Genomic DNA, 16,022 nt, shown 5'->3' on the forward strand with positions numbered 1-16,022 from the left:
TTTTACTAACAATTTTACTAACAAGTTTCCAAAAGGATCGTAATGTATTAATCAGCTAGCCGAAAACTTACAGGCACAGTAATGGTAATACTATCACCAGTAGGATTATGATACGGCGTTGCATTACGCACTGCTTTAAGAGCGGCTTCAGCCAATAAACGATTGCTCGATGACACCACAGTAGCATCGACTAACTGCCCCTCCCCATCTAATGTCACCTGTACCGTCACATCACCTTCAATATTGCGCTGAATTGCCATAGCAGGATACGATTTATTAGCATTAACCTCACTCCAAAAACCATCTGTATCAAACGGTTCACCAGGAGCTACCCCAGTCTCATCACCAGACCCAATACCATCTCCCTCACCGGATCCTAAACCATCACCAATGAGACCACCTTCGGTATTATAACCATCCCCTAAGCCATTAAAAGCAGTTTGTTCTCCTTCACGGGCCCCTGGAATTGGCATAGTTCCAGCACCGGTAGCCACAACTGCGGCTGGTGCAACTGAAGTAGGATTCACTGATGGGGTACCACCGCCACTGCCACCAGCATTTTGATGGGTATACTGCGATACTACAGCTACTCGATTTGCTACCTCTGCCGCTGCTAATGGTTTTGGAAATTCAACAGTCTTACTTGCCTCTTGTTCAGTTTGTACCGGAATAGACAAATCTATTTCATAGGCCTCCTCTACGGCTAATTGGCTCATATGCCAGCCTATAACACCCAGTGCTAACGCCGCCACAATATGACAACTAATGGAGCCTACAACAGCTTTTTTCCATGTTAAAACGTGTTCCATTATTACCACCTTTTTATTTCAGCTTGTAAAAATATTCTTATTCCATTTTTCTACAAGGTTTATTGAGAGTTTTCCTCAATAAACTAATAATAACAAGGAACATGTTTACACTTCTGCTCCAAAAGGACAATTAATTTTGTGGTACTAATAAAAATTGAATAGGTAAATTAGATGCCCCAGCAGGAATAAACTGAATATGCAATAATTTTCCTGCTTTATAAGAACCAAAGTATTGTGTATCCGTAGTCGTGCCATTGCCTAAGAATAAACGGGCTCCACTTGGTACATCATAAACTTCGGAATGCCCATCATAAGTAACCTTAAACGAACCCGCATAGGCGCCCCCCAAAGGATTAATATATAGAGCAAATTCACGACTGCCTGTTGTAGGAATTGTCAACTCATATGTAACGCCATAATTACCACGATTAGTAACAGGTTGATCACTTAATTCATCTAAACCGGCTACAAAAGGATCTTCCCGATTATTCGCTACCATAATAGACGCTGGCCCAACTGAACTATCATAAGGTTGCATAATTGTTAAACGTCGTTGTGCCCCTACATAGGTACCTCGCAAGGCTACCTCATCCATTGGTAACATATCTGCTAATACAGAACCACCTAAGGACGGTGTATTAATAGGTAGCATTAATACCTTTACTAATACAGGCCCACTAGTAGTAAAGTCCAATATGCCAGAAAATAAATCGTCTGTCTTTATAGGTAGTGTGTCTAATTTAGTAAATACCGCCTTTTTGCCCCCTGGTGCTAAAGCAAAGGAATCAATTACAGTCGGCTTTAATTTAGTAACTATCTTTTCACGATGTAACCACTCTTTACGCCATTCATCAGCTTCTTTTAAGCGAGTCTTCTGCTGCACTTTTTCTTCTTTAGATAGCTCTTTACCCTTTATAGCTGTTTTTTGTGACTCCTTATAAGTATCACTATACCAAGCCGGTATTATGCTCCCTTGTTCATCTTGTTCAACAGTAGTATTTATCCCTGCCGCTACTGTAGAACGCTCCATTTGCGCTGCAGGTTGCCAGTTGCGACTGGGTGATACATACTCTGCATCAAGTTCCTCACGGGATAATTCGCTACCCACAATAAAATATTCACGATTTGGTTTTGTCACAACTTCTCGATGAATATCTACATCAACCATCGTATCACTTTTATTTTCCATAACAATGGCTATTTTCTGTGGCTCTGTCATTTCATTAACATGATAAAAGTACACACGCCCTGTGCCATTTACTGTGCCACCAGCTAATACACCATTTTTATTTACATATTCAGGACTATCTGAAAAAATAAGCGTATCCTTTTCTTCTGTTAACACCACTGGTAGCGCCGTAAATGAAGTGGTCGTTACATCCACCGTTGCTGGTGGCGCCCCTATAACAGTGCTAACACCTCGAGTCCACAAAGCAACTAATAAAGCTAACCAACGATATTTATTACGCAATAATTTCAAATCAAACCTCCTATAAACAAAAACTACTACCCCTTTAGTATAACATACATCTTCTTGTAACCTAAAAAGGACCTCTATTATAATACAACTTCCCATTGAATTCCATGAAATTCCATAAAATTCACTGCCTATGCAATATCAAATATATAGCTTGCTATCCTACATAAATATATCTTACTATCATACAAAAATATATCTTGCTATCATACAAAAAAGTCCCTATGAAAGGGCAGCATTTTATATGCCATTTCATAGAGACCAATATCATTTTTATTTAAATGATTCTTTAATTTTAGAATATGTTTCATTAAATTCTTTTTTTAATACATTATCCAATAACTCTTTTAATATTGGAATATCACTTTTAAAAGTCTTCCAAATAGATTTATAGTCAACACGTCCATAATCATGCGAAATAAACAACACCATCTTTTATCAATTCATCTTGAAGCATAAAATCTTCTTCAGATTTAAATCTATTTGTTAAAAATTCTAACCTTTCAATATAATATATTAACTGAATAATATTAATTTTATCTTTATTCATATTATTCTCCTAAAATACAAATCTTATCTTTATTGATTTGCTTAGAAAAATAGTCATTTTGCAGAGAGTTTATCGACACTAAATCAACAGATTTATTCAAAGCCTCTGCTAACTTATATTTTAGTTCTGAAAGTTCAAATGTTGATTTCGTAATAGCTCCATAATCAATCAATAAATCTATATCGCTTGAATCAGTTGCTTCCCCTCTAGCATGAGATCCAAAAATATAAGCAGACGAAATATTGGCGTCTCTTAAAATAGGCACTACTTTCCTTTTTATAGTATCTAAATTATGAACCATAGTATCGCCTCCTTACTTCTTCAATTTCATTATACACCACTAAGAAATATATAACTATGCTAAAATTTAACTACATAAACTCTTCTAAGCCCATTGGCTCATAGGCTAAAGCCATTTTTTCTAATTTTCTAAAACGATGACCTATGCCCGATTTTGAAATTTTACCATCGAGGAGTTCCATTAACTCTTGCAAACTAGAGTCCGGATTATCCAATCTCAATTGAGCTACTTCTAATAGTTTTGGTGGCAAATCTCGTAAAGGCTGGTGCCGTTCAATAATTCGAATACTTTCCAATTGACGAACCGCTGCATTTACTGTTTTCTGGAGATTCGCTGTTTCACAGTTTACCTGTCGATTAATCTGATTACGCACATTTTTAACGACCCGCACAGTCTCAAAAGACATCAACGCAGATTGAGCCCCCATAATTTGCAAACAATCTGTAACCGCATCCCCTTCTTTAACATAGACTACATAGGAATCCTTACGTTCCGTAACTCGGGCTACAATATGAAACAAACGCAATACTTTTACAATTTCATAAGCAAAGTGTTCATTCCCTGTCATAAACTCCAAATGATAGTCACTTTCAGGTTTATTAACAGAACCACCACCTAAAAAAGCTCCCCGTAAAAAAGCACGTCGTGCTTCCATCGTAGTCAACCACGCATCGGGTAAATCTGTATCCATTGGCCATAATGCTAAATCTTCTAAGGCTCTACGTCCCTCTTCTGTGGGCTCTACAGTCAAAGTATATACATTTTTCTTACGTAGATTAAGTCCTCGACGGATAAGTACAGATGTATGCAACGCATAATGTGCTCGTAATATGGATAATACACGACGAGCTACTGCATTATTCGCCGTCGCCAAACGAATCCCTACACGCCCTTGACTACCTAGCAATAAGGAGCCTCCCATACGTAACAAACAAGATGCTTCTACTTTAGCCGATAATGTATCTTCATTTTTATACTGACACAATTCATTTTTTACATCTTCTGCAAATGACATAGGCCCCCCTCTCTCATAAGCTAATGACTAAAATAACTAGGCATAGTAATTATATCTAACTATGCCTAATTCTAATTTAATCATATAATTAGCGATCTTCTCGTTTTAAATAATATTCTAAAATATGTGGCTCTAGCCCCGATTGCATAGCATAAATTACATCCATTACAACTTTACCAAGTCGATCTGAATCATGAACCGCCGTTTCAGGATGTTGAATTAAGCTAGCACGCACTGTACGTACGCCAAGTTCAGCTAACTTATCTGTATCAACTTGTACAGGCTCAGCACCAACAACTTTATACTTAGCAATGACCGCTTCATCAAAAGGAACATCATTGACAATAACCGTATCAATAAGACCATCACCAGCTAAGCGTTGCACCGCTGCTACATGATCACTAGCAGTAAAACCATCAGTTTCACCGGGTTGCGTCATAACATTACAAATGTAAAATTTAGGCGCTTTAGCTGCTTTTATATGCTCGGCAATCTTATTAATTAATAGATTAGGCATAATACTGGTATACAAACTACCTGGCCCTAATACAATAGCATCCGCTTCATCAATGGCTTGAAGAGCTGTTCCCTGTGGCTGTGGCTCTGCTGGCTCTGTGAAAAGTCGTTTAATCTTTTTCTTAGCTTTTGGAATCTGACTTTCCCCAGCCACAATAGTGCCGTCTTCCATTTCTGCCATAAGCGCAATATTTTGTGTGGAAGCAGGAATAACACGACCACGAACCTTGAGAATTTTGCTAGATGCTTCGAGCGCCTTATCCACATCTTCATCAAGAATTTGCGTAAGCGCTGTTAAAAATAAATTCCCAAAACTGTGACCCGCTAAATCACCGCCACCACCAAAACGGTAGCGAAATAACTGTTCCATAAGACCTTCTTTTTCAGCTAATGCCACTAAACAGTTACGCAAATCACCAGGGGCAATCATTTTAAAATCTTCACGCAAACGCCCTGATGAACCACCATCATCAGCTACTGTGACAATAGCAGTTAAATTCGATGTATGCGTCTTTAAGCCACGCAACAAGGTAGATAAGCCAGTACCGCCACCAATAACAACCACTTTAGGGCCTTTAGCCATGCGTATATTCTGGAAAATATAATCACCCACTTTATCCGTATCTGCCGGAATAATAGCTCTAACTACAGCACTACCAACTCGTCGCGTACCAATAATCATAAAGACGATACCTAGTAATATGGTCACAAAACCTACTGTAGCTAACGTGGTGTAATTATAGGAACCAGTAGTTTCATAAATAAATTGTAAAAATAAATCTTCAAAATAGGATAACCATTCATAATTGAGCATTAAGGCTACCCCTACTATAACGAGGAGCATACCAAGGCCAAACATAACTAACCAACGTTTTAATTTTAGGCCCGGCGTCAACCATCGGAATCCAGACATATGTATCATTTCACATCTCCTATATTTCAGCCGCCGTTACTTCTCGTGGATTACAATCTTCTTCTACATTATTCTTAAACATATCCCGATGCTCTATTGTTGCTCGATATCCTAAGGTTTGCACATGATTGTACAGTGCTTCGGCCATAGCTACACTTCGATGCATACCACCTGTACAGCCTATGGCAACAACAAATTGACTCTTGCCTTCCTTTTCATAATTAGGCAATAAAAAGTCCATAGTTGAAAACATAGTGCTTAAAAACTGCTCCGTTACATCAAAGGAATGAATGTATTGATTAACCGCTGGCACACGACCTGTCTTATGACGAAAATCAGGGTTATAATATGGGTTTGGTAAAAAACGTACATCCCATACCATATCAGCATCCAACGGAATGCCATATTTAAAGCCAAAACTTACGACTGATACTGCAATACCTTGCTCTTTTTCATCCAACTGTGAAAACTTCTTTTTCAAGTAAGCTTTTAATTGGCTAGTTTTCATATTGGTTGTATCAATAATGTAATCAACACGAGGACGAATGGAGTCAAGAATTTTCCGCTCCTCTTTTAAGCCTACCGTAATACGCCCTTCTGGTGCTAATGGATGACTGCGACGACTTTCCTTATAACGACGAATTAAAGTTTCATCCGTTGCATCCATAAATACGATTTCATACGGAACTTGCATTTCTTTTAAGGAATTTAAAGCATCTGATAAGCTTTCAAAAAATTGGCCGCCTCGAATATCTACCACCAAAGCAACTCGATTAATGCGGTCTCCCGCTTGACGACATAAATTACTGAATTTAGGAATTAACACGGGTGGCAAATTGTCAACACAAAAAAATCCCATATCTTCAAGGGCCTGCATAACTTGCGTCTTACCAGCACCCGACATTCCTGTTACAATGAGCAAACGAAATTTCCCTTCCACAATATAACTCCTTTCTATCATATACCTCTTATCTCTCTATTATTTATAACATCTTCTCTTCATTTTAAAATATTCTCTTCAATCCAATGCGCTACGCCGTCGTCTTCATTAGATGGGCAAATACTCTGCGCAACAGCTTTCACATTAGGTTCTGCATTGGCTACAGCTACAGCTGTTCCCGCATAGGTAAGCATGGAAATATCATTCTGTGAATTACCAAAAGCAACTACTTCTTCTGCTGTAAAGCCCAAATCCTTTACCATCGTTGCTAACGTGCTCCCCTTGGTACAATTACTACTGTTGACCTCTAAGAAATTCACCTTACTACGCACGATTTCTAATATATCACCATACTTAGCTTGCAAAATATTAATAATTCCCTCTAACTTAGCTGGATCTTCCAAGAACAACAATTTATTCGGACCTGTTACTTCCGTATATAGAGCATCGCCTACATAAACAGCTTTAGCACCTACTGTCTTTTCATAAAACTGAGACTGTTCGGTTTCATGATGTACCAACAAGTCATCATTTTCATAGGATTGAACATACCAATCATTAACTCGTGCCAATTCTAAAATTTCTTTAGCAATCGGCACAGGAATTGTTTGTTCCCATAGCTTTTCACCGGATTCAATGCGCTGCACAAGGCCTCCTGAAAAAAGAATCATCGGCAAATCACCTAAACCTAGGGCAAGGCCTACTGGTCGCGCCGTCTGATACATACGACCTGTAGCAATGACTATTTGAATGCCCTTCGCTTGTGCTCGTTGTAAAATTTTACGCGTATATTCTGAAATCGTATTATCATCACGAACTAAAGTATCGTCCAAATCAATGGCCAGTAATTTTATAGAATGTTTCATTATACTCCTCATCGTCTATTAGTTTAACTGTATTCATAAATAACTGTCTAACGTTCTAACATATAATATTTAATTTAAAGGCTTATATTTAAGTATATCATATTTAGCAGGCTTATTCGACTAACTGAATTAAGATAAGCACAATGCTATAATGATATTTTCTATCTCAAGATTTTAAATACGGTGTTAAAGAAAGGAGTCTATCAATACAATCTATTTTGTTTTTTTATCAATAATGATTGGTATTGAACTATACTATGATTATGAAACGTGTTGCTCTCTATATTCGCGTATCTCACGAAGAACAAGCTATGAAAGGCTATTCCTTACAGGCCCAAGAAAATCGGTTGCGCCAATATGCCCTAGAACATAACTATCAAATTGTCGATTATTATCGCGATGAAGGCATTACAGCCCGTAGCTGTCCAGGTCGGCGCAAAGAATTCGCCCGCATGCTGAAAGATGTAAAAGCTAATCGTATCGACTGCATCCTTTTTATTAAGTTGGACCGCTGGTTCCGCAATGTATCCGACTACTATACCTATCAAGCAATTTTAGATCAACATGAGGTGACTTGGGAAACTACGGAAGAAGAATATAATACAAATACTGCGCAAGGTCGTTTATACCTAAACATTAAGCTTTCCATTGCTCAAAACGAATCAGATACAACATCAGAACGTATTCACTTTGTCTTCGCAGATAAAATAAAGCGCCGCGAAGCGATTTCTGGAAAGCTACCACTTGGCTATAGCATAATCAACAAGCAGATTGTGCCTAATGAACAAGCTCCTATTATTCGAGATCTTTTCCAATATTATTTAAAAACTCATTCCATTCGTAAAACCATGCTCCATTTAGCGAGTGTCCATCATATTCACCGCTCTTACCCAGCGGTTTCCAAACTATTACATAACGAAAAGTATCTCGGTACATTTTATGGTATCAAAAACTATGCACAAGAAATTATAGATACAAAGACCTTCGAAGCGGTACAACAAGCACGAAAAATGGCTACGACCCGCTCCCCCAAAAAGCTCTCCCATTACTCACCTTACTCATCTAGCCCTATATCTACAGCTCAATCTGTTACTCCTTCCAACTATCTTTTTAAAGGACTCCTTCGTTGCCCTCAATGCTTTCATCGCTTAGTCGGCTTAACTCGCCATTATAAAGATACACAATATATTTACTATCACTGTCCTCAAAGTCATCATAAATCATCAAAATGCCCCAATCAAACGCTATATAAAGAATCCTTTATTGAAGCTAAACTATTAACCATTTTACCAACTATATTACCCAAAACCTCTACACCCCTATCACTACCAATACTACATCCATCACCATCTGCAAATCTGCCATTGCATTTTTATTGGTATTGCCATCAGCAATACCCCACTTGGAATCGTCATAGCCAGTATCAATATTGGCACTGGTGGCTAGACGAAGTCACTTTACCAATTACTCTTCATATTTTACAGGACCATATTAAATTAAAACATTATGCAACCTAATTTTTCCTACTATTGTATCCTAAGGGGTAATTACAATGAAAAAACGTTTTGCAGCCGTATTTGCAGCAACAGCTGTACTTGGCGTAACAACTGCATTCGCAGCTAACCCATTCTCCGATGTAACTCCTAACGATTGGGCATACCAGAGCGTAGCTCAATTAGCAGCAGCTGGTGTAATCAACGGTTACCCAGATGGCACTTTCAAAGGCCAGAACAACATCACTCGTTACGAAATGGCTCAAATGGTAGCTAAAGCTATGGCTAACGAAGCTCGTGCTAACGCTGAACAACAAGCTTTGATTAACCGTTTAGCTGACGAATTCTCCAGCGAATTAAACAACTTGGGCGTTCGTGTTGCTACTTTGGAAAACAAAGTTGGTAACATTAAAGCTACTGGTGACGTTCGTCTTCGTTACAAAGGTTTTGAAGACAAAGGTAACTTCTCTGACAGCAAAGATAAGAAAAGCAAATTTGATATGCGTGGTCGTGTTCAATTCAATGCTCAAGTAAATGAAAATACTACTGCTGTTATCCGTTTGACTAGTGGCGATTTAGAATTCCATAATGCTAAGGCTGAAAGTAAGGCGTCTATTGACCAAGTATATGTAGCACATAAATTTGGTAAAGATACTACAGCTGTATTAGGTCGTTTTACTGCAGTAGTAGGTAATGGTTTAGTTTATGATGATACTTTTGATGGTGCTGCTGTAGCATACAATAACGGAAACTTCTCCGCAACTGCTGCTTATGGTTCTTTCCAAACTGGTAGCCTATTCAGCGGATATGATGCTGTGAAAAAAGAAACTGTTACAGGCACTAAAATTAATGGAGATGCAGAACATAACTACACTGTAACTTTATTACAAGCTAAAGGTAACTTGGGTGAACATGCTACTTTAGGCGGTTTCTATGCATTTACTAATAATAACCTTGAAAACGATATTTACGGTGGTTCCTTAGACCTTAACTTCAAAAATGTTTGGGTTGGCGGTGAATACGCTACATTCGACAAAGATTGGGTAAAAGGTGTAGATAATGATGGTAACGATGCATGGGTTGCTGGCGTAGGTTTCGGTAACTATAACATCAAAGAACAAGGCACTTGGGGTGTTAAAGTTCAATACTTTGACTTAGCTAAACATTCTCCTGTAATTAGTTCCACTTGGAACCAACCTTACAATAGCAATTACAAAACTTGGATGGCTACTGTAAACTATGCATTGGCTGAAAACGTTGGCCTTTCTGGTTACTGGGCATTCAATGGTGAAGATCAAGATGGTAAAGATATCGGCGACTTCTACCGTGCACAATTAGACTACAAATTCTAATTAATAAATTAGATATAGTTTAGTTTAACTTAACATTAAAAGGCAATCTTGCTTTAGCAAGATTGCCTTTTTTGTTAATAAATTTTGAATAAAAATAAATAGTTAATTGACTCTTATCATAATATTATATATTGTTTATGCTTTTTATATTTTTAAAATGATAAACTTTATTTTATATTAGTAATTTAAAGAAATTCTGATATTTTCAAAGATATATTTATAGGAATTTGAATCTTTGAATTAATGAAAACTAACAACAACCCAAATTAAATTCTGTGTTCATCTCAAATAACAGTATCAAATCTTATCCTATATCTCTATCTCGTACTATAGTTTTTTTATTCTATGTATCCATTTATAATTATAAAGACAAAAACAACCACCTCCAAAGGAAGTGGTTGTTTTATTTTTACTACATATTAAATTCTTATTAGCTAAGATTAGAATTTGTAATTTAATTCTGCACGGTAGTAATCGCTTACGTCATTACCAGCTTGGTCTTCGCCATTGAATGCCCAGTATGCGGACAAGCCAACGTTTTTAGCCAAAGCGTAGTCAACAGTTGCTAACCATGCTTTGTAGTCAGTATTGAATGGTTGGTTCCAAGTGGAGCTGAATACAGGTGCATTTACATCTAAATCAAAGTATTGTGCTTTAACGCCCCAAGTACCAGCTTTTTTGATATCATAGTTACCAATACCTACACCAGCTACCCAAGCATCGCCATGGTCAGCTTTGTCAAATGTAGCATATTCGCCACCGATCCAAACTTTATCAAAGTTAAGATCTAAATGACCACCATAGATATCATCATCTAAATTTTTGTTACCAAAAGCGTAGAAACCGCCTAAAGTAGCATGTTCACCTAAGTTACCTTTTGCTTGTAATAAGGTTACAGTAGCGTTATCTTCTTCAGATAAACCTTTGAAGTCGCCTTCAACAAAGTAACCATGAGCAGCAGTTGCGGAGAAGTTACCATTGTCATATGCAACAGCAGCACCATCAAACGCATCATCATAAATCAAGCCGCCGCCAATGAAAGCGCCAAAACGACCGATTACTGCAGTAGTTTCCTCACCAAATTTATGAGCTACATAAGCACGATCAAAGCTTACTTCGTTACTATTGATTACATTACCATCTTTATCAACTCGAGAGTTGGAAGAGTTACCAAATTCATGGTTGCCAGTAGTAATACGAACAACAGCAGAAGTGTTGTCATTTACAGTAGCATTGAATTGGATACGACCACGGTAATCAAATTTGGATTTACCATGTTCGAAATCACGGTAACGAAGACGAACGTCACCAGTAGCTTTTACATTACCAACTTTGTTTTCCAAAGTAGCAACACGAACGCCCAAGTTGTTTAATTCGCTGGAAAATTCGTCAGCTAAACGGTTAATCAAAGCTTGTTGTTCAGCATTAGCACGAGCTTCGTTAGCCATAGCTTTAGCTACCATTTGAGCCATTTCGTAACGAGTGATGTTGTTCTGGCCTTTGAAAGTGCCATCTGGGTAACCGTTGATTACACCAGCTGCTGCTAATTGAGCTACGCTCTGGTATGCCCAATCGTTAGGAGTTACATCGGAGAATGGGTTAGCTGCGAATGCAGTTGTTACGCCAAGTACCGCTGTTGCTGCAAATACGGCTGCAAAACGTTTTTTCATTTGTAATTACCCCTTTCGGTAAAAAACAGAAAAATAATATACAATGATTCTGTTTAGTCCCTACTCGTTATCTTCCGATACTCAGTAATCTTAAATGGAGTGTCCAAGTTTCCTCACAAGTGATTTACATTTCTCAGTCAATAAGTTTCGTTTCTTCACTGAATCTACAGCTATAGTATCATACAAAAATCACTTTGTAAAGTTTTTTAAAACTCCCATGAGCATTACAGTTTCATTCTCAAAACAACAAAAAGACAGTCAACCCTTGAATTGACTGTCTTTTTTGAATAATGATTCACATCATATTCTCAAATAATTATTTTAAATTATTTTATTAACTAGGAAGAAAAATCGGTCAAATTTCCAATATTATATTCTGAAACTTTAACAAATAATTCTTTCTATTTCTCACCTATCTATTGGCAATTTGTATAAACTATCAACAAATCGATTAGAATTTATACTTTAATTCTGCACGGTAGTAATCACCTAAGTCATTACCCTGTTGATCTTCTGCATTAAATGCCCAGTAACCGGAAAGACCTACATTATCAGCTAATGCATAATCTACACTTGCCATCCATGCTTTATAATCGCTGTTATATGGCTGATTCCAAGTGGAGCTTACTACTGGAGAGTATTTACCTTCATCAAAGTATTGAACTTTAACGCCCCAAGTACCTTGTTTTTCAATATCGTAATCACCATAACCAATACCAGCTACCCATGCATCTTTATCATTACTTGCTACAGCACCTTTTTCATCAGAGAAGGTAGCATATTCACCACCAACCCAAACTTTGTCAAAGTTAAGGTCTAAGGAACCACCATAAATATCATTATCTAGGTTTTTATTACCGAAGGTATAGAAACCACCTAAAGTTGCATGTTCACCAAGTTTTGCTTTTGCTTGTAATAATGTAACAGTTGGATTTGTGTCACTGCTTTCATTTGCAAAATCATAACCAGTTGCATATTCACGGCCATTTTCAGCATTGTCAAATAGACCGCCTTCCATGAAGGAACCATAAGCAGCTGTCGCAGAGAAGTTACCGTTATCATACGTAATGCCAGCACCATCGAAAGTATCATCGTATACTAAACCATTACCAACTACTGCGCCGAAGCGACCAGCTACAGCTGTAGTATCTTTACCAAATTTGTGTGCTACATATACACGGTCAAATTCTACATCAGAGGAATTCTTAGCATCGCCAAATTCCATATCACCACTTGTTACGCGGATAACAGCAGATGTGTTATCGTTTACATTAGCATTGAATTGTACACGACCACGCATATCAAATAAAGATTTTTTATCTTGATTATCGGAGCTAATCATACCTTTTTTGTCTGACCCTTGATAACGAAGACGAGCATCACCAGTTACTTTTACATTACCAACTTTGTTTTCTAAGTTAGAAACGCGAACGCCTAAGTTATTTAATTCATCAGAGAATTCGTTAGCCAAACGATTAATCATTGCTTGCTGTTCTGCATTAGCACGAGATTCATTTGCCATAGCTTTTGCTACCATTTGAGCCATTTCGTAACGTGTAATGTTGTTTTGCCCTTTAAAAGTACCATCTGGATACCCGTTGATTACACCAGCAGCTGCCAATTGAGCTACACTTTGATATGCCCAATCATTAGGCGTTACATCAGAGAATGGATTAGCTGCAAATGCAGTAGTTACACCAAGTACAGCAGTTGCTGCGAATACGGCTGCAAAACGTTTTTTCATAATTAATTGCCCCTTTCGGAATGAAAACAATTTTCTAAAATGTTAGATTTGTTTAGATTCTGAAACAGACTAATTAGAGAATAATAATTTCGACTGGAGTGTCCAAGTTTCCTCACAATGTATTCTTATTAGTTCTTTTATCTCAGTTGTTTCGTTGTCTTAACCAACCTATGGACACATCTTACCAATGAAAACTAAAGTCAAAATGAAAGTACCAAAACTTCATTTAACTCATATAGAGACTGTTCTACAGCATATTATTTATCAGTTTTTCTAAACATCTTAAACCCTTTGTATTTACTGGATAGACGGCCAATTAACTTTTTATTTTATTACCCTACTCAGAAAACTCAAATTAAATTTTCAGTTTTCCAGTTTTCAGAAAACTCAATTTGAAACATGAGTTTTTCATGTAAAAAAGCCATTTTATGTGATGGTTTCATGAATACAAATGAAGACTGTGTTAAAATCAACTGTTTCCAATTCATCTCTCCCTTAGATAAAGACCTTATGTAGTGCAATTTTTTAACAATCTTAACCTATTTTGCTATTGTAAAGCCTATTCCATTCGACAAAATCCAAACAAAGGCTATAAATGATCATAAAAAAGGCTGTAACAAAACCAGAGAACATAATTCTATGGTCCGTTACAGCCCTAAAAACTTACTATTATTCTATTATATTATCCTTGCACAATTTCTTGCGCTATGGCTTACACTAAATCTTACACAATTGCCAAAGTATAATGACTCATATTACTGTAGCTAATTTTCTACTAGTTTGCTACTACTTTACATATCAGCCGCATCAATCCAAGTTTGTAGTTCTTCTTCTGCTGTTTCAATATCTTCATCAAAAGCACCACAAAGACTCGGATAACGACCTACTTCTATTGTATAAACAATGGCTTCATCCCGTGCATTACGGAATGTGCCTAACCAGATACCAGAAAATTGTGTTTCATACCACTCCACTGGTTGATCCGTTTCATTAAAGTTGATAGTAATGGAGCCACGACCTAATGTTTCCATCACTTCCACTTGTTCCTCCATAGTTAGCCCTGTCTTTTCAATGTAAATGGTGTGAGTTTCACCCGTTTCACGAAGATGTTTCAAAGCTAACTGAAGTTCTTTTAAAATAGCCTGTACATTGCCATAATGCTCTATCATTGTTTTGTTACCTCTGTTCTCTCAGTTACGTTAATTCCCCAAGCTTCTAGTTGCCGAATAATACGTTGTTTTACCTCAGGCAAAACTGCTTGTACTGTTTCAGTGGGTGTTAACCCAATATCTAAACTTTCAGGCTCTACACCAATTACAGTAGCATCTTCTAAAGGATTTTCCTGCAACGCACGAATTCGCAAAATATCTTGCATCCCTACTTCGTGAACAGAGATATTATCGGTAAAATACGCTTCTGTCTGTTGATGAGGAAATTCATAGATAGTCCCTGGCGCTTCACCACCATTGACAGCATCGACTAACAGAAGTTTTGTCATACCACGCATGTAACTCAATAGCTCCATGCCCATCGTACCACCATCAACAATATTAATTTCAGGCGTAAATGTATACTCTTGCTCCATTTCACGCACTACATGAACGCCTAGCCCTTCATCGCTGAGCAATATATTACCCACCCCTAAAAGGGTGATATTACTGTCGTTTACCATATAAATCCTCAATATCTTCTGGGTCTTCTGGGTAGAACTTCATACCAGAAACCATACTGGATACTTCACCAGACTCTTCCATTACATCTTCGCGGAACGCTAAATATACATGCGCAACAGTGAATAATAAGAAGAACCAAGCAATGTAATGATGGACGATATGAATATCATATTCGTTGAACATCAAATTAATAGGATTGAAAACAATGGCTAACCAACCATTTGGATTAATTTGCGAATACATAGCTAGGCCAGTACAAATTTCAAGAAACATCATGATGTACACCAATAAATAACTGGTACGTGCTAAGGAATTACGTAATACACGATGTTCCTCTTGGCGTGGCAACATCAAGTAATGCAAAAATGTTTGCTTAAGGCCTTGCCAATATAAACGGCTACGGAATTTAGGTAATAAACGATCCCCACGATAGCGAATCGCGCCATAAATACGGAATACAAAAGCAAAAATCAAAACAAAGGCAAATCCAAAATGGACACGACGAATCATTTCCATAGAAAACCAACTATTAATAGCTTCTGCTGGCTCACGCCCTACAAACATACTGAAACCTGGATCGCCAATATAAAGGCCTGTCCAAAATAGGAAAGTTACGCACAATACCATAGTCCAATGGAAAATACGCAACCACAGACTAAATACACGATACGGCTTTTTGTCCGGTTGTTCAAACATCTAAATC

Annotated in this window: 17 protein-coding genes; 2 read left to right on the plus strand and 15 right to left on the minus strand. The window is 37.5% G+C overall.

Annotated features, from left to right (window positions below):
• Positions 1–47: 47 nt before the first annotated feature.
• The 9 genes from NFR44_RS03300 to NFR44_RS03335 all read right to left on the minus strand — a co-directional run bounded on the left by NFR44_RS03300 (position 48) and on the right by NFR44_RS03335 (position 7,387).
• Positions 48–809, minus strand: coding sequence for an energy transducer TonB (locus NFR44_RS03300; protein ID WP_251441153.1), 762 nt, complete (start codon positions 807–809; stop codon positions 48–50).
• Between the two features lie 130 nt (positions 810–939).
• Positions 940–2,289, minus strand: a complete 1,350-nt coding sequence (locus tag NFR44_RS03305) for a hypothetical protein (RefSeq protein WP_251441156.1) — start codon at positions 2,287–2,289, stop codon at positions 940–942.
• Positions 2,290–2,559: 270 nt separating this feature from the next.
• Positions 2,560–2,718 carry a HepT-like ribonuclease domain-containing protein gene (locus tag NFR44_RS09500; protein ID WP_479266833.1) on the minus strand — a complete coding sequence of 53 codons (159 nt, stop codon included), beginning with the start codon at positions 2,716–2,718 and terminating at the stop codon, positions 2,560–2,562.
• The gene (locus tag NFR44_RS03310) at positions 2,696–2,836 is read right to left on the minus strand and encodes a hypothetical protein (protein WP_251441157.1); all 141 of its coding nucleotides are present in this window, start codon (positions 2,834–2,836) and stop codon (positions 2,696–2,698) included. Before NFR44_RS03310 ends, NFR44_RS09500 begins: the two co-directional genes overlap by 23 nt.
• A 1-nt stretch (position 2,837) precedes the next feature.
• Positions 2,838–3,137, minus strand: coding sequence for a nucleotidyltransferase family protein (locus NFR44_RS03315; protein ID WP_251441159.1), 300 nt, complete (start codon positions 3,135–3,137; stop codon positions 2,838–2,840).
• Between the two features lie 70 nt (positions 3,138–3,207).
• Complete coding sequence (whiA, locus tag NFR44_RS03320; protein WP_251441162.1) at positions 3,208–4,152, minus strand: DNA-binding protein WhiA; 945 nt, start codon at positions 4,150–4,152, stop codon at positions 3,208–3,210.
• A gap of 88 nt (positions 4,153–4,240) precedes the next feature.
• Positions 4,241–5,590: a gluconeogenesis factor YvcK family protein gene (locus NFR44_RS03325; RefSeq protein ID WP_251454326.1), complete on the minus strand. Its 1,350-nt coding sequence runs from the start codon at positions 5,588–5,590 to the stop codon at positions 4,241–4,243.
• Positions 5,591–5,600: 10 nt separating this feature from the next.
• Entirely contained in the window at positions 5,601–6,542 is a 942-nt protein-coding gene (rapZ, locus tag NFR44_RS03330) for an RNase adapter RapZ (protein WP_251441166.1), read from the minus strand.
• A gap of 38 nt (positions 6,543–6,580) precedes the next feature.
• Complete coding sequence (locus NFR44_RS03335) at positions 6,581–7,387, minus strand: Cof-type HAD-IIB family hydrolase (protein WP_251441168.1); 807 nt, start codon at positions 7,385–7,387, stop codon at positions 6,581–6,583.
• Between the two features lie 263 nt (positions 7,388–7,650).
• Here NFR44_RS03335 and NFR44_RS03340 point away from each other — a divergent pair, with 263 nt between their 5' ends.
• Positions 7,651–8,904, plus strand: coding sequence for a recombinase family protein (locus NFR44_RS03340; protein ID WP_251441170.1), 1,254 nt, complete (start codon positions 7,651–7,653; stop codon positions 8,902–8,904).
• A 35-nt stretch (positions 8,905–8,939) separates the two neighbouring features.
• A complete protein-coding gene (locus NFR44_RS03345; RefSeq protein ID WP_251441171.1) occupies positions 8,940–10,232 on the plus strand; it encodes an S-layer homology domain-containing protein in 1,293 nt (430 codons plus the stop codon).
• Between the two features lie 440 nt (positions 10,233–10,672).
• Here the strand turns inward: NFR44_RS03345 and NFR44_RS03350 are convergent, their stop codons facing one another.
• From NFR44_RS03350 to cybH, 6 genes are all read right to left on the minus strand, one after another.
• Positions 10,673–11,902: a putative porin gene (locus tag NFR44_RS03350; RefSeq protein ID WP_251441174.1), complete on the minus strand. Its 1,230-nt coding sequence runs from the start codon at positions 11,900–11,902 to the stop codon at positions 10,673–10,675.
• A 451-nt stretch (positions 11,903–12,353) separates the two neighbouring features.
• Positions 12,354–13,646: an S-layer homology domain-containing protein gene (locus NFR44_RS03355; RefSeq protein ID WP_251441176.1), complete on the minus strand. Its 1,293-nt coding sequence runs from the start codon at positions 13,644–13,646 to the stop codon at positions 12,354–12,356.
• A 350-nt stretch (positions 13,647–13,996) separates the two neighbouring features.
• A complete protein-coding gene (locus NFR44_RS03360) occupies positions 13,997–14,134 on the minus strand; it encodes a hypothetical protein (protein WP_251441178.1) in 138 nt (45 codons plus the stop codon).
• 303 nt (positions 14,135–14,437) lie between these two features.
• Complete coding sequence (locus NFR44_RS03365) at positions 14,438–14,815, minus strand: hydrogenase expression/formation C-terminal domain-containing protein (protein WP_251441180.1); 378 nt, start codon at positions 14,813–14,815, stop codon at positions 14,438–14,440.
• Positions 14,812–15,318 (minus strand): HyaD/HybD family hydrogenase maturation endopeptidase, encoded by a 507-nt coding sequence (locus NFR44_RS03370; RefSeq protein ID WP_251441183.1) that lies wholly within the window; start codon positions 15,316–15,318, stop codon positions 14,812–14,814. The genes NFR44_RS03365 and NFR44_RS03370 overlap by 4 nt, the downstream gene beginning before the upstream one ends.
• A complete protein-coding gene (cybH, locus tag NFR44_RS03375) occupies positions 15,302–16,015 on the minus strand; it encodes a Ni/Fe-hydrogenase, b-type cytochrome subunit (protein WP_251441186.1) in 714 nt (237 codons plus the stop codon). The genes NFR44_RS03370 and cybH overlap by 17 nt, the downstream gene beginning before the upstream one ends.
• Between the last annotated feature and the right edge of the window lie 7 nt (positions 16,016–16,022).

The sequence above is a fragment of the Veillonella intestinalis genome, assembly GCF_943193155.1.
Classification (GTDB): domain Bacteria; phylum Bacillota; class Negativicutes; order Veillonellales; family Veillonellaceae; genus Veillonella_A; species Veillonella_A intestinalis.

Excerpts from the sequence above, each read along its gene's own strand:
- NFR44_RS09500 (WP_479266833.1), bottom strand. The coding sequence starts at position 2,718 with ATGGTGTTGTTTATTTCGCATGATTATGGACGTGTTGACTATAAATCT.
- whiA (WP_251441162.1), bottom strand. The coding sequence starts at position 4,152 with ATGTCATTTGCAGAAGATGTAAAAAATGAATTGTGTCAGTATAAAAAT.
- NFR44_RS03335 (WP_251441168.1), bottom strand. The coding sequence starts at position 7,387 with ATGAAACATTCTATAAAATTACTGGCCATTGATTTGGACGATACTTTA.
- NFR44_RS03350 (WP_251441174.1), bottom strand. The coding sequence starts at position 11,902 with ATGAAAAAACGTTTTGCAGCCGTATTTGCAGCAACAGCGGTACTTGGC.
- NFR44_RS03370 (WP_251441183.1), bottom strand. The coding sequence starts at position 15,318 with ATGGTAAACGACAGTAATATCACCCTTTTAGGGGTGGGTAATATATTG.
- NFR44_RS03300 (WP_251441153.1), bottom strand. The coding sequence starts at position 809 with ATGGAACACGTTTTAACATGGAAAAAAGCTGTTGTAGGCTCCATTAGT.
- NFR44_RS03340 (WP_251441170.1), top strand. The coding sequence starts at position 7,651 with ATGAAACGTGTTGCTCTCTATATTCGCGTATCTCACGAAGAACAAGCT.
- NFR44_RS03365 (WP_251441180.1), bottom strand. The coding sequence starts at position 14,815 with ATGATAGAGCATTATGGCAATGTACAGGCTATTTTAAAAGAACTTCAG.
- NFR44_RS03310 (WP_251441157.1), bottom strand. The coding sequence starts at position 2,836 with ATGAATAAAGATAAAATTAATATTATTCAGTTAATATATTATATTGAA.
- NFR44_RS03325 (WP_251454326.1), bottom strand. The coding sequence starts at position 5,590 with ATGATACATATGTCTGGATTCCGATGGTTGACGCCGGGCCTAAAATTA.
- NFR44_RS03315 (WP_251441159.1), bottom strand. The coding sequence starts at position 3,137 with ATGGTTCATAATTTAGATACTATAAAAAGGAAAGTAGTGCCTATTTTA.
- NFR44_RS03355 (WP_251441176.1), bottom strand. The coding sequence starts at position 13,646 with ATGAAAAAACGTTTTGCAGCCGTATTCGCAGCAACTGCTGTACTTGGT.
- NFR44_RS03345 (WP_251441171.1), top strand. The coding sequence starts at position 8,940 with ATGAAAAAACGTTTTGCAGCCGTATTTGCAGCAACAGCTGTACTTGGC.
- rapZ (WP_251441166.1), bottom strand. The coding sequence starts at position 6,542 with ATGATAGAAAGGAGTTATATTGTGGAAGGGAAATTTCGTTTGCTCATT.
- cybH (WP_251441186.1), bottom strand. The coding sequence starts at position 16,015 with ATGTTTGAACAACCGGACAAAAAGCCGTATCGTGTATTTAGTCTGTGG.
- NFR44_RS03360 (WP_251441178.1), bottom strand. The coding sequence starts at position 14,134 with ATGAATTGGAAACAGTTGATTTTAACACAGTCTTCATTTGTATTCATG.